General features: G+C 72.9%; 10 protein-coding genes. 2 read left to right on the top strand and 8 right to left on the bottom strand.

Annotated features, from left to right (window positions below; genetic code table 11):
* Positions 1-33 precede the first annotated feature (33 nt).
* The 3 genes from HGK68_RS13455 to HGK68_RS13445 all read right to left on the bottom strand — a co-directional run bounded on the left by HGK68_RS13455 (position 34) and on the right by HGK68_RS13445 (position 3,068).
* A complete protein-coding gene (locus tag HGK68_RS13455) occupies positions 34-747 on the bottom strand; it encodes an HD domain-containing protein (protein WP_169166424.1) in 714 nt (237 codons plus the stop codon).
* Between the two features lie 87 nt (positions 748-834).
* Positions 835-2,343: a sensor histidine kinase gene (locus HGK68_RS13450; protein ID WP_169166423.1), complete on the bottom strand. Its 1,509-nt coding sequence runs from the start codon at positions 2,341-2,343 to the stop codon at positions 835-837.
* Positions 2,340-3,068 (bottom strand): response regulator transcription factor, encoded by a 729-nt coding sequence (locus HGK68_RS13445; RefSeq protein WP_169166422.1) that lies wholly within the window; start codon positions 3,066-3,068, stop codon positions 2,340-2,342. Before HGK68_RS13445 ends, HGK68_RS13450 begins: the two co-directional genes overlap by 4 nt.
* 112 nt (positions 3,069-3,180) lie before the next feature.
* On the opposite strand from HGK68_RS13445, the gene HGK68_RS13440 reads away from it, so the two are divergent.
* Complete coding sequence (locus HGK68_RS13440) at positions 3,181-3,882, top strand: type 1 glutamine amidotransferase (RefSeq protein WP_246260380.1); 702 nt, start codon at positions 3,181-3,183, stop codon at positions 3,880-3,882.
* A gap of 105 nt (positions 3,883-3,987) precedes the next feature.
* Here HGK68_RS13440 and HGK68_RS13435 read toward each other — a convergent pair whose 3' ends face one another.
* The 5 genes from HGK68_RS13435 to HGK68_RS16285 form a co-directional block, all read right to left on the bottom strand.
* A complete protein-coding gene (locus HGK68_RS13435; RefSeq protein ID WP_169166420.1) occupies positions 3,988-4,725 on the bottom strand; it encodes a PspA/IM30 family protein in 738 nt (245 codons plus the stop codon).
* A gap of 30 nt (positions 4,726-4,755) precedes the next feature.
* The gene (locus tag HGK68_RS16290) at positions 4,756-6,753 is read right to left on the bottom strand and encodes a TPM domain-containing protein (RefSeq protein WP_169166419.1); all 1,998 of its coding nucleotides are present in this window, start codon (positions 6,751-6,753) and stop codon (positions 4,756-4,758) included.
* 82 nt (positions 6,754-6,835) lie between these two features.
* Positions 6,836-8,524, bottom strand: coding sequence for a DNA repair helicase XPB (locus HGK68_RS13425; protein WP_169166418.1), 1,689 nt, complete (start codon positions 8,522-8,524; stop codon positions 6,836-6,838).
* 93 nt (positions 8,525-8,617) lie between these two features.
* Positions 8,618-10,852, bottom strand: a complete 2,235-nt coding sequence (locus HGK68_RS13420; RefSeq protein WP_169166417.1) for a helicase-associated domain-containing protein — start codon at positions 10,850-10,852, stop codon at positions 8,618-8,620.
* Between the two features lie 74 nt (positions 10,853-10,926).
* A complete protein-coding gene (locus HGK68_RS16285; protein ID WP_169166416.1) occupies positions 10,927-16,482 on the bottom strand; it encodes a beta strand repeat-containing protein in 5,556 nt (1,851 codons plus the stop codon).
* 266 nt (positions 16,483-16,748) lie between these two features.
* On the opposite strand from HGK68_RS16285, the gene HGK68_RS13410 reads away from it, so the two are divergent.
* Positions 16,749-17,966, top strand: coding sequence for a M20 metallopeptidase family protein (locus tag HGK68_RS13410; RefSeq protein WP_169166415.1), 1,218 nt, complete (start codon positions 16,749-16,751; stop codon positions 17,964-17,966).
* Positions 17,967-18,040 lie beyond the last annotated feature (74 nt).

Below are 18,040 nucleotides of genomic sequence, written 5' to 3'. Positions count from 1 at the left end.
GTGGGGCAACGGCGGGGTGTCCGCCGGGCGGCGTCAGGGCTGGGGCTGGGCCGGGGCGTCGACCTCGGCCAGGACCTTCTCCAGCTTGTGCAACTCGGCGGCGAGGTTCTGCCGGGCGGGTTCCTCCCAGGCGGCACCGAGCGGGCTGACGAACAGGCTGGGCCGGCCCAGCAGCTTGCGCACGATCTTCACCCGGGCGCGCAGGTAGTCCTGCATCGGGATGTCCGCGTACTCCTCCCGCACGTCGTGCAGGTACGCCTTGTAGCGCTGCGGCTCGGCGGCCAGCATCGCCAGGTCGGCGTCGCAGAGCACCGCGCAGTCGAAGTCGGTCGGGTCGGCCTGGTGCCGGACCAGGGCGATCACCATCTGGTGCACCCGGGCGACGGCGGCCTCCGGCAGACCGAGGGCGGTCAGCTGCTCGCGGGCCAGGGCGGCGGAGGCGACCTCGTCCTCACCGCCGCGGTTGGCGTAGGTGGCCAGCTTGTCGGCGTCGAAGATCGCACCGTGGTACCAGGCGGCCAGCCGGACCAGGTGCGGCTCGTGGGTCTCCTCGGCCAGCTCGTCCACCCGGGCCAGGACATCGGTCAGGTGCCGCAGGTTGTGGTAGGTCCGGCCGGGTCCGGTCCACCGCTCCACCAGCTCGGTCCCGACCCGACGGATCTCGTCCTCCGGTGCGGTCGCCCCGGCACCGAGGGTGCTGCGGACGAAGGCGGACAACAGCCACTGCGGTGCGTCGTAGACGCCCATGGAACAAGCCTCACGGAGACGGGAAACCCTGACGGCGCGCCATCGTAGCCCGGACCCGGAGGGACAGTGACCTCGGCCGGCGGGCGGTCAGTCCCCGGGCTGGTCGGGGCGGTCGAGCGCCGGGAGCTCGACCCGGACGGTGGTGCCGCCGCCGGGCGTCCGGTCGATGGCGACGCTGCCCAGGTGGGTGTCGATGATCGCGGCGACGATCGCCATGCCCAGCCCCGCCCCGCCGCCGGTGCCTGCGGGTTCCCGGGTGCGGCTGGCGTCGATCCGGTAGAACCGCTCGAACACCCGGCCCGCGTGTTCCGGCGGGATGCCGGGTCCGTGGTCGCGCACCTCCAGCACCACCCGGTCCCCGATCCGGCCGACCAGCAGTTCGGCGGGTGATCCGGCGGGGGTGTGCCGGGCGATGTTGCCGATCAGGTTCGCCAGGACCTGACGCAGCCGCGGCTCGTCGCCGAGCACCACGGTGGTGGGCAGCTCGTCGTCCGCGCCCGGGGTCAGGGAACGGACCCGCACCTCCCGGCCGGGGTCGAGGGCACGCAGGTCGTGGGCGGCGTCGGTGGCCAGCACCGCCAGGTCGACCGGGTCGGTGCGGCCGGGTCGGTCGGCGTCCAGCCGGGCCAGGGCGAGCAGGTCTTCGACCAGACCGCCCATCCGGGTCGCCGACTGCTCGATCCGGCGCATGGTGTCGTCCACCTGCTCCTTCTCGGTCAGGGCACCCATCCGGTACAGCTCGCCGTAGCCGCGGATCGCCGCCAGCGGAGTGCGCAGCTCGTGGGAGGCGTCGGCGACGAACCGGCGCATCCGCTCCTCCGAGGCGGTGCGCGCGTCGAAGGCCGCCTCGATCTGGGTCAACATCCCGTTCAGCGAGGCGGACAGCCGACCGACCTCGGTGGTCTCCGGGGCCTCCGGGACGCGGCGCGACAGGTCACCGGCGGCGATGGTGGCGGCGGTGTCCTCGATCTCGCGCAGCGGCCGCAGCGAGCGGCGCACCGCCCAGGTCCCGGCGACCGCGCCGATGATCATGATCGCCGCGGCGGAGGTCCACATCGCCACCGCAGCCGACCGGACGATGTCCCCGGCCTCGCCCATCGGCTTGGCCATCGTCACCCAGCCGACCACCGTGTCGGTGCCGCGGGTGGTGACCGGCGTGACGATCACCCGCCAGCCGGAGGCCGCCTTGGACGACCGCACGGTGAAGGCATGGCCGGTGTAGTCCGCGACGGTGTCCAGGGTCAGGTCCGGCATCACCGGTGCGCCGTACGCGGAGGCGGTGGCAGCAGAGGGCGGGATCTGCACGCTCTCGTCCAGGATCTGCACGTCCAGGGCGTAGTCGAACTGGGTCCAGCTGTCCCGGCTGACCGACTCCAGGCTTTGTTCGACCGAGTAGATCGCCGCCATCCGCTCGGAGTAGTACTGGGTCTGGGCGGCCAGTTGCTCGTCCACCTGCCCGATCAGGTAACTGCGCAGCAGCGTGGTGGTGGCGGTGCCCGCGATGGTCAGGCCGATCGCCAGCAGCACGGTGGTGATGCCGACCAGTCGGGCGCTGAGCGGGGTGCGCCGCCAGAGCGTGCGAGCGCGCTCGATCACGACCCGCTCGGCTTGCGCAGCATGTACCCGACACCGCGCTTGGTCTGGATCAGCGGTGCGACCGGCCCCGCGGCGCCCTCGATGTGGTCGACCTTGCGGCGCAGGTAGGAGATGTAGGACTCGACGATGTTCGCGTCGCCGCCCCAGTCGTACTGCCAGACGTGGTCCAGGATCTGCGCCTTGGACAGCACGCGGCCGGGGTTCAGCATCAGGTAGCGCAGCAGCTTGAACTCGGTGGGGGACAGGTCGATCACCTGTCCGGCCCGGCGCACCTCGTGCGAGTCCTCGTCCAGCTCCAGGTCCTCGTAGCTGAGCACGCTGGTGGACTCGGCCTCGACCCCGGTGGTGCGGCGCAGGATGGCGCGGATCCGGGCCACCACCTCCTCCAGGCTGAACGGCTTGGTGACGTAGTCGTCGCCGCCCACCGTCAGGCCGGTGATCTTGTCCTGGGTGTCGTCCCGGGCGGTCAGGAAGAGCACCGGGACGTGCTGGCCCTTCTCCCGCAGCCGCCGGGTCACGGTGAAGCCGTCCATGTCGGGCAGCATCACGTCCAGCACCAGCAGGTCGGGCTGGACCTGCTTGGCCAGGCGGAGCGCGGTGCCACCGTCGGCGGCGGCGTGCACGTCGAAGCCGGCGAACCGCAGCGAGGTCGCCAGCAGTTCGCGGATGTTCGGCTCGTCGTCGACGACCAGCAGGGTGGCTTCGGTTCCGGTGGTGGCGGTCACGCCATTCAGTGTGCAGCCGATCTCTGAGGGTTTCCTGGGAAGCGGCTGCGGATTGCCGGGATCGACGGGTCAGGGACTAGCCTGCTGCACCGTGACCGTCAGCCTCCCCCCTGTGTTGACCGTCGTCCAGCTGGATGACGAGGTGCCCCTGGATCGCTTCGCCGAGTGGCTGGACGGGGTGACCCTCCGCCTGGTGCGTGCCGACCAGGGCGAGGACATCGGCCCCGTCGACGCCGTGGACGGCCTGATCGTGCTCGGTGGGAACATGTCCGCGCACGACGATCAGCTGCCGCAGATCCCGGCCGCCCGGACAGCGCTGACCGAGGCGGTCGCCGCCGGGGTGCCCACGCTCGGCATCTGCCTGGGCGCGCAGCTGCTCGCTGTCGCCACCGGTGGCCGGGTGCACGTCGATGCGCCGCCCGGACGTGAGGCCGGGACCGTCGCGCTGCGCTGGCGGCCGGAGGCGCAGTCCGACCCCCTGCTCGGGGCGCTGGCAGCGGACCCGACCGTGGTGATGCCGACCATGCACTCCGATGCGGTCGTGGACCTGCCGCGCACCGGGACCTGGCTGGCGTCATCGCCGATGTATCCGTACCAGGCGTTCCGGGTCGGCAACGCCTGGGGTGTGCAGTTCCACCCGGAGGCGTCGCCGGAGCTGCTGCGACGCTGGGCGGTGGCCGACCAGCTGCCCGCCGATGAGGCCGACGCGATGGTGACCGCCGCACGGGAGGCCGACGAGCGGGTGGCCCGCGACGGTCGGACGCTGGCCGAGGCATTCGCGGCCCGGGTGCGGGACCACGTCCGGCACCGATGAGCGGCACCCAGGTCGGCACATCCGCCGCGAGGTCGTGAGCGGAGCCGCCGAACTCGGCGACGGCCCGCCACCCCGGGGAGGTGACGGGCCGTCGCGCGGTCGTGCTCAGCCCTCGATCTGCGGGGCCGGGCGACCGGCCTTGAGCGCTGCCAGCCGGGCCTCGACCTCGATCTCGGTGCCGGCCGACTCCAGCTCGGCGAACTGGGAGTCCAGCGAGGACGCGGCGATCTCGGCCTGACCCATGGCCAGCGCCTCCTCGCGCCGGACCTTCTCCTCGAAGCGGGCGATCTCGCTGGTGGGGTCCAGGACGTTGATCGATCCGATCGCCTGCTGCACCTGCTGCTGGGCCTGCGCCGACTTCTGCCGGGCGATCAGGGAGTCGCGCCGCGACTTCAGGTCGGTGAGCTTGTCCTTCATCTGGGCCAGGCCGGTCTTGAGCTTCTCCGCCGTCTCGCGCTGCTGGGCGATCATCGGCTCGGCGGTTTTGACCTCCTGCTCGGCGGCGATCTGCTTGCTGATCGCGACCTTGGCCAGGTTGTCGAACTTGTCGGCGTTCGCGGCGTCGCCCGACGAGCGGTACTGGTCGGCCCGGGCGGAGGCGGCCAGCGCCTTGTTGCCCCACTCCCGGGCGGCGGCGACGTCCTCCGCGTAGTCCTGCTCGGCCAACCGCAGATTCCCGATGGTCTGGGCGATGGCCTGCTCCGCGTCCTGGATCGACCCGGTGTAGTCGCGCACCAGCTGGTCCAGCATCTTCTGCGGGTCCTCGGCCTGGTCGATCAGCGCGTTGATGTTCGCCCGCGCCAACTGGGTGATCCGGCCGAAGATGCTCTGCTTCTCGCTCATGTCATGCCTTCCTGTCGGGAGAACTGAGGGTCAGAATCCGCCGCCACGAGAGCCGCCGCCGAAGCCGCCGCCCCCGCCGCCGAAGCCACCACCGCGACCACCGCCGCCGAAGCCACCGCCGCCACGGGACCCGCCGCCGAAGCCGCCACCGCCGAAGCCACCGCCGCCACCGCGCAGGATGGAATCGATCAGGATGCCGCCGAGCACCATGCCGCCGACACCGTTCAGCCCACCGCCACCACCGGGGCCACGGTCGTCCCAGCGGTCCCGCTCGGCCTGCTGGACGTCCTGCTGCGCCAGCCGCTGAGCCTCGGCGATCCGCTGCTCGGCCTGCTGGGCGGCGGCCAGCGCCCGCTCCGGGTCCGAGTCGCGCTGGTCGGCGGCCGCCCGGTAGAGCCGGTCGGCCTCGGCCAGGCGGGTGCGGGCCTGGGGGCCCACCGCGCCGCGTCGGGTCTCGATGTAGTCACCGGTGCCGCGCAGGCCGGCGGCGACCCGGCCGAGCACCTGGTCCAGCAGGCCCTGGGCCCGCCGTGCCCGGTCCGCCGCCTCGCGCATCGGGGCCAGCGCGTTGTCCAGGGCCGCCTCGGCGGCGGTCAGGTCCCGCAGGGCGGCCAGCGGATCGCCGGTGCCGGCGCGGGCGGTGCGGGCGGCCTCGATCCGGCTCCGGGCGTCGGCGGCGCGGGCCTGCACGGTGGGGTCCTGCGGGGCCATCCGAGCCGCATCGTCCAGGTCGGCGGAGATCGACGCGATCCCGGCGTCCAGCCGGGCACCGATGGTGGCGAGCTCCGCCCCGGCGTGGTCGACGGCGTCCAGCAGGGTGCGGACCTGGCCGAGGGCCTCCTGGGCGGCGCGGGCGTAGCGGCTCGCGGTGCGGCGGTCACCACCCTCGACCGCTTGGGTGCCCTGCGCGAGGGCGGTGTCCACCTCGTCCAGCAGCGCGCCGGCCTGGTCCGGGTTCTGTCGCACCGAGGCGAGCGCGTCGGCGGGGTAGCGCGCCGCCAGGGTGTCCAGGGTGGTGCGGGCGGTGGCGATCCGGGCGCGCTGGTCGGCCGCCGAGCGGCTGTGCTCCTGCAAGGCGGTGGCGGCGCGCTCCTCGACCTCGCGGAGCTTGCTGAACGCCTGCTCCTGGGCGTCCAGGGCGGTACCGACCTGCTCGACGATCTGCAGGATGCGGGTGGCGGTCTCCCGGATCTGCGGCTCGGTGTCCGGCACATCGTCGTCCAGGGTCTGGCGCAGGCGGAACGCCTCGTTGACCTGCTGCTTCGCCTGGGCCAGCACCCGTTCGAACTCGCCGGTGGCCTCCGGCCCGAACTGCGCCTGCGCGAAGCCCAACTCCTGGTCGGCGGTGCGCAGCGCGTCATCGATCCCGACCAGGGCCGAGGCCGATCGGCGGTTCAGCTCGGCGGTCGGGATCTGCTGGTGGCCTCGACCGCCCACACCCACCGGTCGCTGTCCCGCCCGGCGTCGGGATGCCAGATAGGCGACGAGAGTGATGACACCGATCACCAGCAGGCCACCGATGAAGAGCCAGCCCAGCGACGACCCGGACGACCCGGCCGACCCACCCGTGGCGGCCGACCGGATGCCGTCGGCGGCGGTGATCGCCGCGCCGGACCAGTCGTCGCCACGCAGGTCGTCCTCGACGTCGGCTGCCACCGAGTCCAGCGCGGAGGAGGACAGCCCGGCCACGCTCTGCGGCGCCAGGGTGTAGACCCGCGCGTCGGTGGCGACGGCGAGCATCAGGTCCTGCGGGCCGAGGCCGGTCAGGTCGGCGGTCTGCTGCGCCCAGTCGTCCCGGGACACCGAGCCGAAGTCGTCGACGTAGACCACGTAGAGCTGGTAGTCGGTGTCCCGGGCGAGCTGGTCCAGGGCGTCCTGCACCTCGGCGGTCTGGGCCGGGCTGAGCACCCCGGCGCTGTCGGTGATCTCACCGGACAGGCTCACCGGATCGGCGGCGGGCAGCACCGTCCCGCCGAAGAACGCCGAGGCCGCGACGGTGAGACCGAGGACGGAGGAGAGGACGGGCACGCCAGGGTTCCCTTCTGCCGACGATGCACCTGCTCAACGTGCAGATCCACCGCATGGGTTCCCGAGCGAATCTAGCGGTCCCTCACTCCGCCGTCGCCTGGTCCAGATCCTCCGCGTCCACGATCCGGTAGGCGTAGCCCTGCTCGGCGAGGAAGCGCTGCCGGTGTGCGGCGAACTCCTGGTCCACGGTGTCCCGGGCGACCACGGCGTAGAAGTGCGCCGTGCGACCGTCGCCCTTGGGCCGCAGCAGTCGACCCAACCGCTGCGCCTCCTCCTGCCGGGAGCCGAAGGAGCCGGAGACCTGGATCGCCACCGACGCCTCCGGCAGGTCGATCGAGAAGTTCGCCACCTTGGACACCACCAGCGTGCTGAGCTCGCCGGAGCGGAAGGCGTCGAACAACCGCTGCCGCTCGGTCACCGAGGTGGCGCCCGTGATCACCGGCGCGCCGATGTCCTCGGCCAACTCCTCCAGCTGGTCGATGTACTGCCCGATCACCAGCGTCGGTTCCCCGGCGTGCTGGCGGACCAGGTGCTCGACCACCCGGATCTTGCCCGGGGCGCTGGCGGCCAGCCGGTACTTGTCCTCCGGCTCGGCGGTGGCGTAGGTCATCCGGTCCCGGTCGGGCAGGGTGAGCCGGACCTCGACGCAGTCGGCGGGCGCGATGTAGCCCTGTGCCTCGATGTCCTTCCACGGCGCGTCGTACCGCTTGGGGCCGATCAGGCTGAAGACCTCGTCCTCGCGACCGTCCTCACGGACCAGGGTCGCCGTCAGCCCCAGCCGCCGCCGGGCCTGCAGGTCGGCGGTCATCCGGAAGATCGGCGCCGGGAGCAGGTGCACCTCGTCGTAGAGGATCAGGCCCCAGTCGCGGGCGTCGAGCAGCTCCAGGTGCGGGTAGCTGCCCTTCCGGCGCAGGGTCAGCACCTGGTAGGTGGCGATGGTGACCGGCCGGATCTCCTTGCGGGCGCCGGAGTATTCGCCGATCTCGTCCTCGGTCAGGCTGGTGCGCCGGATCAGTTCGTCCCGCCACTGCCGGGCCGAGACCGTGTTGGTCACCAGGATCAGGGTGGTGGTCTGCGACTTGGCCATCGCCGCCGCACCCACCAGGGTCTTCCCGGCACCACAGGGCAGCACGACGACGCCGGAGCCGCCGTGCCAGAAGCCCTCCGCCGCCTCGCGCTGGTAGGGCCGCAACTGCCAGGGGCGCGGCTCGCCGTCCTTGCCCGGGTTGCTCACCCCGGACTCGTCCAGGTCGATGGCGTGCGCCTCGCCGTCGACGTACCCGGCCAGGTCCTCGGCGGGCCAGCCCAGCTTGAGCAGCGCCTGCTTGAGGGTGCCGCGCTCGGAGGGGTGGACCACCACGTCGGTGTCGTCGATCCGCTGACCGACCAGCCCGGCGGTGCGCTTAGAGCGCAGCACCTCGGCCAGCACCGCCGCGTCCAGGGCGTGCAGCACCAGGCCGTGCACCGGGTCCTGCACCAGCTGCAGGCGGCCGTAGCGGGACATTGTCTCCGCCACGTCGACCAGCAGGGCATGCGGCACCGGGTAGCGGCTGTACTCCAGCAGCACATCCACCACCTGCTCGGCGTCGTGCCCGGCGGCGCGTGCGTTCCACAGACCGAGCGGGGTCAGCCGGTAGGTGTGCACGTGCTCCGGTGCGCGCTCCAGCTCGGCGAACGGGGCGATGGCACGACGGCACGCCTCGGCCTGGTCGTGGTCGACCTCGAGGAGGAGGGTCTTGTCGCTCTGGACGATCAACGGTCCGTCGGTCACGTGGCTCCTGGTTCTCGGTGCTCGGTACGTGCTGGGCTGGGCTGGCTGGTGGCTGGTGGTGGTGCTCGCGGTGGGCGGTCAGGTGGCGCCGGGTCAGGTGTCGGTCGGTGCCGACGAGGCGATCCTGGTCACCCCGGCAACCCGGTGTGCGGCGACCACGATCTCGGCGTCCCGGGCGGTGTCGGTCACCCGGACCCGGCCACCGTCCACCCGCAACGGCCGCACCCGGCGACGTTCCAGCGCGCCACGCGGGCCGACCATCTCCAGCCACACCTCGGCGTGGTCGGCGGCCGCCTCGCGCAGGGTGGCCAACACCGTTCCGGGGTCGTCTGTTCCCGGTTGCCGGGGGCCGGGGCGCAGCCCGGTCGACGCCGCCGACTCACCGCGGCGCAGCACCTGGACCAGCGTGCTGGCGCGCACCCGCGGGTCGACGGTGTCCACCCGGTCCTGCGGACGCTGCCGGGCAGCGGGGATGCGCGCCACCGTGGGGGCGGCGTGCAGCACCTGGCCGTCCGGTGTCTCGGCCACAGGTGCCAGGCCCCGGGAACGCAGCGCCGCCAACAGCTCGGACAGCGGCACCTGCGCGGCGAGGACGGTGGGGGCCAGCCGGATCAGCCCGAGGTGGGACAGCTTCGGGTCCTCGGCCAGACCTGCCAGCAGCGCCGGATCCTCGGTGCGCACATAGGACATCGCCGAGCCGCCGCGCAGCAGTCCGTGCCGACGCGCGGCGTCCCGGACCAGGTACTCCAAGGGCTGCGGTACCCCGCCCCGGGTGTGCCGGGCCAGCTCCGCCAGCAGGTCGTCGGCGGTGGTCCCCGCGTCCAGCGCCCGACGCACCGACTCCGGCGTGAAGCGGATGGTGACGGCACCGCCACGGGATTCCACCACCGCGGCGGCGTCGATCAGTCGGTCCAGCTCGGCGGAGGGACGGCCCGGCACGATGCCGGTCAGATCGCCCTGCAACAGCAGGTCGTCCACCGCGGGCGGCAGGGCGGCGGCCAGGGCGGGGGCCAGCGGAGCCTCGGGGTCGGCCGCCAGCGCGTGACCGGTGCCCGCCAGTGCTCCGGCTCCGAGCAGACCCAGCGTCCCGGCCTCGGCGAGCACCGCCCGCACGGCCTCGATCGGCGGCACCGCGCGCGGAGTGTGCCAGGCGAGGGCCGCCCGGACCGTCTCGGCGTCCGGCGCGGCGTCCTCGGCCAACGCGACCAGGGCGTCGAGCACCTGGTGCCGCAGGCGGGGCGCCCAGGGCCGGGCCAGCTCCGGGCCGAGGGCCGGGCGCACCTGGGTGCGGTCGTCCCGGGTGCCGACCAGGGCGGGCCACCGCGTGGTGCGCGCCCACCAGGACACCAGCGCCGCCCACCGGTCGGGCAGGTCCGCGGCCGCCCACTCGTCGGCGGTGGCGGTCGGGCGGTAGTGCGGGCGCTCCTCGCCGTCGTCCCGGATCAGACCGCCGACCGCCGCCAGTTCGATCAGCAGGGCGGCCTCGGGCTCAGTGACGTCGAGCTGCTGGGCGGTGCGCCGCAGGTCCCGCACCCCGACCCCGCCCGCCCGCAGCACCGGTGGCGGTGTGGCCGCCCACAGGTCCACCACCGCGGCGATCAACCGGACGGCCCGCTCGGCGGCGGCGGCGGACTCCGCGGTCACCACCTCCGGCCGACGACGGGGCAGGTCCTGGGGCGCCGGGAGACGGCTCAGCTCCCGATGGGTCCGGCCGTCGCGCAGCCGCAGGGCCACGTCCCGGGGCAGCACCACCCGGCCACCGTCCACCGCGATCAGCAGTCCGGCGGCGACCAGCTCGTCGGCGGCCGCGGCGCCCGCACCGTCGGTCGGCCGCTGTCCCATCGGCGGACCCCAGGTCAGCGCGTCCAGGATCGCCTGCGCCGCAGCGGAGACCCCGACGGGGTCGGCGCCGGAGGTCAGACCGGACAACCCAGCGACCTGGCCGAGGGCCTCGGCGACCCCGGGGGCCGGGCGCAGCGCGGGGTCGCTCACCCCGCCGGAGACCGGGTACAGCAGGGCCAGCTCGGTCGCCGTGCGCAGGCGCTCGGGGACCAGCGGACCATCGCCGCGGCCACCGCCCACCGCCGTCACCACGGCCCGGGCGCGGACACCGTCGTCGTCCGCCAGCACCACCACCGCCTCGATCACCTGCAGCACCCCGGCGTCCACCTGGGACAGGGCGCGGTCGAGGCTGGGCCGGCTGGTGGCGCGGGCGGCCAGGGACGACAGGGTGGCGGGGGACGGGTGCGCCAGATCGGGCCGGCGCAGCAGCAGGTCCACCAGCTGCTCGTCCGACCGGGCGCGCAGGTGCTCGCTGAAGGTGGACATCCGCACCACGATACGTCGAGCGGCGGCATGGAGGTCAGCTGACGGCGCAGGCCGACCTCCATGCCGCGCTGCTGTCAGTCCTTCGTCCGGCGGGTGGTGGTGAGGAAGCCGGTGCCGACGCCGACAGCGACCAGCGCCAGGGTCAGCACCCCGGCGATCCCGGCACCGGTCATCGCCAGCTTCTGCCCGGTGGATCGCGGCGGGTCGGTGGGGTCCGGGCTCGGGGCGTCCGGGGTGCCGGGGTCGCCGGTCACGGTGGAGGCTGCCGTCGCGGTGAACCACACCCGGTCGGAGTCGATGGCGACCTGATCGGTGTCGCCCATGGTGGCGCGGACGCTGGCGGTCGGGGACCAGGTGCCCTCGGCTGCCGACCCGCTGCCGGTCAAGGTCACCGACTCGCCGGGTGCCAGGTCACCGATGAAGCCCTTCGGCGCGGTGACCGTGGTGCCGAGGTCATCGGTGACGGTGACCTCGTGCAGGGTCGCGGCGCCGGTGTTGGTGACGAGGTAGCTCCAGGTGAGGGCGTCGCCGACAGCCAGCTCGGTGCCGGGCGCGGCATCGGGGTGCGACCCGTTCAGCGTCACCTCGATCCGCACCCGCCCCGGCACGTGGAAGCCGACCGGGACCGATCCGGTGCCGGTGACCTGCGCGCCGTCCGGAGCGGTTCCCGTCGCCGCGGGCTGGGCGGTGACGGTTCCGGCATCGATCTGCGCCTGGGTCAGGGTGGAGGTCGCGGTGGCCGTCGCCGACTCACCCGGTGTGAGCACCCCCGGATCGCCGGGCCAGGTCAGCGCGTAGTCGGAGACACCGTCGAGGGCGTCATCCAGGGTGACGGTGTCCAGGGTGACGGTGCCGGTGTTCTGCACGGTCACCGACCAGGTGATGTCCTGCCCGGCGACGATCTGCTCGGGCAGCGTCCCGGCACCGGTGACGCCGAGTGCCGCACCGCTGGGGATCAGGATCTGCACGGTCACCGGGTCGGTGCTGACGGCGGTGCCGAGGTCGTCGGTCGCCTCGCCGTGCACCTCGGTGCTGACCACCCCGGCGTCGACCTCCGCCTGATCCAGGGTGTGGGCGACGGTGAACGTCACCTGCTGTCCCGGAGCCAGGCTGACCTCCTCCTCTGGCCAGGCGGCGGTGACGGTGGACCGGGTCGGGTCCAGGGTGTCCGGCGTGCTGAGGTTCGACAGGGTGACGTCCCCGGTGTTCGTCAGGGTGTAGGTGAAGGTCACCTGGTCACCGGCCGCGAGGGCAGCACTGGGCGACTGCCCGGCGGCCGACAGCGTGAGCGCCGGGTTGCGGACCGCCAGCGCGAAGTCGACGCCGGTGAGCTCCTGCCGACCGCCGATCGTGACCAGGGTGGTCCCGTCCAGTTCCTGGTCCGGGTCGACGGTGACCAGCACCGAGTCGCCGGTGACGGTCTCCAGGTCGACCTCCACCCGGTAGGTGCGGCCCGGCAGCCCGGTGAACCGGTACTCGCCCTGGTCGTCGGTGACGGTGGTCAGGGTGGTGTCGTCGCTGGTGTCGACCAGCCGCACGCCCACGCCGGTGGCCGGGGTGCCGTCGGTGGTGGCGAGTCCGTCCCGGGCGGTGTCGATCAGCACCCGCCCGGTGATGCTGCCCAGCCGTGCCTCGACGGCGGTGTACCAGACGGTGTCGGTGGCGGTCGCCGCGGTGTCACCGTCGCCCACGGTGGCCAGCACGGTGCCGGTGACCGACAGCTCGCCGAGCACCGCGACCGAGGTGGCGGTGAACACCACGGAGTCGCCCGGCGCGAGCACCCCGGTGAAGCCCTCCGGTGCCGTGATCGCCGTTGCCGGGTCGCGGTCGTCGCTGACTGTCACCCCGTGCAGGGTGGTCGGGCCGTTGTTGGTGACGGTGTAGGTCCAACCGACGTCGTCGCCGTCGGTGACCTGCGTCCCGGGTGCCTCGGTGACGTGGCTGCCGTCGGCTTCGACCCGGAGCGCCACCGTGCCGAGCACCGGGAAGGTGACCGGTGTGCTGGTGGTCGCGGTGATGTCGGTGTCCGAGACGGTGCGGGCGGTGGCGGTGGCCGTCGAGGTGACGGTGCCGGCGTCGACCTGCGCCTGGGTCAGGGCGGAGGTCGCGGTCGCAGTCGCCCGTTCCCCCGGGGACAACCGGCCCTCGGTGCCGGGCCAGGTAATCGTGTAGGCGGAGATGCCGGCCAGAGCATCGGTGACCTGCACGCCGGTGAGCGTGGTGGCACCGGTGTTCTCGATCGTCATGGTCCAGCGCACGGTGCCGTCGGCGGCGATCGCGGTCGGGGCGGTGCCGGTGCCGGTGATCGACAGGGCGGCGCCCGCGGCCACGTCGACCTGCGCGGTGCCGGTGGCGTCGACCGGGTGCGCGGCGTCGTCGGTACCGGTGACCTGCACGGTGGAGCTGACGGTCCCGGCATCCAGGTCCTGCTGGGTCAGCGGGTAGCTCACGGTGTAGGTGGCGGCCTCGCCGGGTGCCAGCGCACCGTCGTCACCCGGCCAGGTCCAGGTGCCGGTGGCAGGCAGGGTGTCGGTGATCGCCAGCCCGGTCAGCGGAGCATCACCGGCGTTGGTCACCGTGGAGGTGAAGGTGAGCGCGTCCTCGAGGGTCAACGACCCGGACGGTGCCCGACCGACAGTGCTGACGGTCACCGCGGGGTTGCGCACAGCGAAGGCGAAGTCCAGGTCATCGATCGTGTCCAGCACGCCGACCGTGAGGTCGGTCGCCCCGTCGACGGTGTCGTCCGGGTCGACGGTCGGGGTCACGAAGGCCCCGGCGATGCTGGTCGGCACCACCGCCACCCGGTAGGACCCCGCCCCGACACCGCGGAAGGTGTACCCGCCGTCGGCGTCGGTCACGGTGGTGAGCATCTCGGTGCCGGACTCGCCGTCCAGCAGCTGCACCCGCGCGCCGACTGCCGGGTCGCCGGACGACGTCGCCAGGCCGTCCCGGTCGGTGTCGATCACGACCCGGCCGGACAGCGCCGCCCCGACCACGGTGACCGACACGTTGCCGGTGTCCATGGTCAGGGTGCTGCCGGTGGAGGCCGAGGTCGCGGAGTTGACCAGGACGTCGTCCAGCGAGTGCCCGGTGACGTCGGTGGCGAGGGTGAAGCCGCCGGCCGACCCGGTGGCCAGCCCGGACAGCGCGATCCTGACGGCGGTGACGGCACTGAGGTCGGTGGCGTCGGTCAGGGTCGTCCAGGCGACGCCGGTGCCGGGGGCGGCACCGATGGTGTCCGGTGCGGCGGTGGTGACCTCGACGACGGCCCCGGCAGGCTCAGCGCCGCCGAGCAACGACACCCCGGTCAGCGTGACCTTGCCGGTGGTCCGCGTGCCGCGGGCGTCGCCGTCGTAGGGCAGGACGTCCATCACATAGGTCGGTGCGTCGTGACCGCTGGTGGCGTAGTTGTACCAGCGGGTGGTCCAGGACGCCGTGTGGTCGGTGGCGGCGATCCGGGGGGTCGTGGTGTCGCCCTCCATCGAGAGCGTCTCGCCCTGCAGCACGGTGGTGTTGACCGAATCGTTCGCACTGAGCGAGGTCGGGGTCGGGGAGGTGATCTGGACCTGCGTGAGCGACTGCGCGGTGATCCGTTGGCTCGTCGGCGCGTGCGCCGACGTGACCACGGGCAGGGTGAATGACGGTAGGTCGGCCTTGCCCAGGGCGGGGACCACCCCGTCCCGGCTGAACACCAGGACGATCCCGGAGCGGTCGTCCGAGGTCCCCGGCACCCCGTCCGGACCCAGATCCGCCGGAGTCTCACTGACCAGGGTCCACCCGGCGGCGACGGCCGCCGACACGTCCACCGTGGTGATGGTGGGCGGGAGCGTGATGGTGGTCAGGGCAGTGATCGCGTAGTCAGGTGCCGTCGGGGAGCCGACCACGGAGTGCGCGGCAGCGGGATAGACGGTGTAGGTGAGCGGGCTGCCGCCGACCACGGAGCTCGGGCTGCCGGTGATGGTCGCACTCACCGAGAACGGGGTGATCTTGATCTGTGCGGAGCGGATCAGAGTCGCCTCCTCGGCCGCCGTCCAGACGTGGGTCGCGGAGAACTGGGTGGGGATGCCGTCGGCGCGCGCCGTCAGCGGCACGGAGAGCGTGAGCTGACTGCCGGTGCCGGAGGCCGATCCCTGCGCCCACACCCCGCCGGTGTAGACCACCCGGACACCACTGACAGCACCCGGCCCACCGGCCTCCGCGATCGAGGCGAACCAGGTGTTGCTCGTGCCGGGTGAGGAGGTCACCCGGGTGTTGGTGAACTCGAGGCGGTACGTCGACGGGTCGATCGTCGTCCGGTACTGCCCGACGAAGATCGCCGAGGCGTCGTCGAGGATGGTCGCTGTGCTCGGGTCCCAGAACTGGTAGCCGACCAGGTCCGTGGTCCCGACCGAGGTGCCGCTCGCGGAGTCGTATGACGGGGTATAGGCGGACTCGGACAGCAGGGGGTTGCCCGACTCGGCCACCTCGCGCCACGGCCCGTACCGGATGTACGTCGGATAGGTCGGATCGGTCTTGGACGAGCTCCAGTTGTAGCCGTAGGCCTGGGCAGCGAGTGTCGCCGCACGCGGCGGCACGACCGGCTTGACCGGGTCATCGGCGTACACGGTGGTCGACGCCGTGTCGTTCCCGGATCGCTGCACGACCGACCCGTCGGTGGTGGTCAGCTCGGGAACCGTCAGCGTCGTGCTGAGGGTCTCGCCCTGAGCGGCACCCACGGGCAGGTCGGCGGTGCGGTACCAGAAGCACAGCGTGGGATTGCTGTCCCGGGTGGTCGGCTGGGCACCCAGATCCACCACGGCGGTGCCGTCGGCGGCCGACACCAGGGTCAAGGCGTTGTCGGTGCCGCAGACAGTCACGGCGTCCGGTTCGGCTCCGGTGTATGCCACCGAGAGGCGCTGCGGGAGGGTCAGCTCCAGCGGCTGGACCTGTCCGACCAGTGTCGTGTCTGCTCGGTAGCTCAACCGCATCTGCATCTGGATGGCCGGCTCGGCACCGGCACCGAAGTCGTAGGTGAAGTACGAGTAGCGGTAGATCGCCAGCACGCCGAGCTTGACCTGCGGGACGCTGACGACCGCGAGGGCGGTGCCGGTCGCGGTGAGGGTCTGGGTGGCGTCGGTTGCGGTCAGTTCCGGGGTGTAGACGCTGCCGGAGGCCGCTGTCGGGCCGGGAATCGCCTGCAACCCGCTGATCGACACCAGGCTCGCACTGGGCACGCTGATCGTCGCGGTGAGGGTGCGGCCGTCGGCGCTGACCGCGTAGGCCGACTGGTAGAGCGAGGAATCGGAGCTGAGCTTCCCGAGTGAGGACGTGACCCACGACCACCCCTCCGGCAAAGTCTGGGTGACCACCCCGTCACTCAGGTTGTCGGCCCGCAGCGCCCAGCTCATCGTCACCGCCGAGTTGGTGGCGACCAGGCCGTTGGTGCCTGCCGGGTCCAGGGTCGGCGAGGCGGATCCGTCGTCGGTGACGGTGATGCCCAGCTCGGTGAGTGTGCCGGTGGGTGCGGCCGAGGCGGCCATCAGCCCGAGGAACGGGGCGACGAGCAGAGTGAGGACGGTGACCACCGCCCACGCCGGGCGGGCGCGGCCGGTGCGGCGGGTGCGGGCGGTGGGCTTCCAGTGCGCGGGCATCGAATCTCCAGGACCAGGGTGGGGTCGTGCCGTCGGGTCCCTGATCGAGGGAGCGCAGCGGCGTCGACTGCCAGCGTCGCGGCACGGCGACACCACCTAGGTGCGCCCGGAGGTCACGTAGTGGTAGTCGCCGCTGTCTAGGGCGATTCATGGGGGTCTAGGGGGTGGAAGAGCTCCGCACTACTCAGGGATCGACCTAGGTGCAGTGCGGGTTGCTGCTGTCTACGGTGAGTAGGTCCGCGCCGTCGATGCCCCGGAGAGTCGCCATGCACCTCGACCCCGCCGTTCTCACCCAGCTGCGCACCGAGGCGCAGGCACAACTCCCGGAGATCGCCGACCTGCGGCACGCCCTGCACCGGGTGCCCGAACTCGGGCTCGACCTGCCACGGACCCAGGCCCTGGTGCTGGACGCCCTGGCCCCGCTCGGGCTGGAGGTGACACCGGGGGAGTCGATGTCCTCGGTGACCGCGGTGCTGCGCGGCGACCGACCCGGCCCCGCGGTGCTGCTGCGCGGGGACATGGACGCCCTGCCGGTCACCGAGGAGACCGCGGAGCCCTTCGCCAGCGAACACCCCGGGGTGATGCACGCCTGCGGTCACGACCTGCACACCGCCGGGCTGGTGGGTGCCGCCCGGCTGCTGGCATCCCGACGCGAGCAGATCGCCGGGTCGGTGGTCTTCATGTTCCAGCCCGGGGAGGAGGGACCGGGCGGCGCGCAGCCGATGATCGACGCCGGGGTGCTGGACGCCGCCGGGGAGCGGGTGGTCGCCGCCTACGGACTGCATGTGCTGTCGTCGGTGCTGCCCTCCGGCCTGGTGATGGGCCGTTCGGGGCCGATGCTGGCCGCTGCCGACTCGGTGCGGGTGACGGTGCACGGTCGGGGCGGTCACGGCTCCGCCCCGCACCTGGCGCTGGACCCGGTGCCGGTGGCGGCCGAGATCGTGCTGGCGCTGCAGGCGATGGTGACCCGCCAGTTCGACGTCTTCGACCCGGTGGTGGTGACGGTCGGGCGGATCTCGGCGGGCACCGTGAACAACGTGATCGGGGACAGCGCGCTGATCGAGGCGACGATCCGCACGTTCTCCGAGGACACCCACGGTCGGGTGCCGGAGCGGCTGCGCCGGGTGTGCGAGGGCGTGGCGTCGGCGCACGGACTGAGCGTCACCGTCGACTACCAGCGCGGGTACCCGGTGACGGTGAACCGGGAGGAGGAGAACGACCGGGCACGGGAGCTGACCGTCTCGCTGTTCGGCGAGGACGCCTGGCACGACGCACCGCAGCCGATCGCCGGAGCGGAGGACTTCTCCTACGTGCTGCAGCAGGTGCCCGGCGCGTACCTGGGGCTGGGCGCGGTGCCGGCCGGCACCGATCCGGCGACCGCCGCGTACAACCACTCGCCGCGGGCCCGGTTCGACGACGAGGCGCTCGCCGTGGGTCCCGCGGTGCTGGCGGCGCTCGCCCTGGACCGGTTGGCCCAGGGCTGAGAACAGGGCGGATGTCCGTGGCGGTCGGGGGTGAAGTGCCGGGTGAGGCTCAGCTCACCGGGGTCGGCTGCCGA

The sequence above is a fragment of the Cellulomonas taurus genome, from assembly GCF_012931845.1.
In the GTDB taxonomy this organism is placed as follows: Bacteria; Actinomycetota; Actinomycetes; order Actinomycetales; family Cellulomonadaceae; genus Cellulomonas; species Cellulomonas taurus.
Note: the sequence above shows the minus strand (reverse complement) of the source record. Positions and strands in the feature narration are given on the sequence as shown.

Excerpts from the sequence above, each read along its gene's own strand:
- HGK68_RS16285 (WP_169166416.1), bottom strand. The coding sequence starts at position 16,482 with ATGCCCGCGCACTGGAAGCCCACCGCCCGCACCCGCCGCACCGGCCGC.
- HGK68_RS13435 (WP_169166420.1), bottom strand. The coding sequence starts at position 4,725 with ATGAGCGAGAAGCAGAGCATCTTCGGCCGGATCACCCAGTTGGCGCGG.
- HGK68_RS13455 (WP_169166424.1), bottom strand. The coding sequence starts at position 747 with ATGGGCGTCTACGACGCACCGCAGTGGCTGTTGTCCGCCTTCGTCCGC.
- HGK68_RS13410 (WP_169166415.1), top strand. The coding sequence starts at position 16,749 with ATGCACCTCGACCCCGCCGTTCTCACCCAGCTGCGCACCGAGGCGCAG.
- HGK68_RS13420 (WP_169166417.1), bottom strand. The coding sequence starts at position 10,852 with ATGTCCACCTTCAGCGAGCACCTGCGCGCCCGGTCGGACGAGCAGCTG.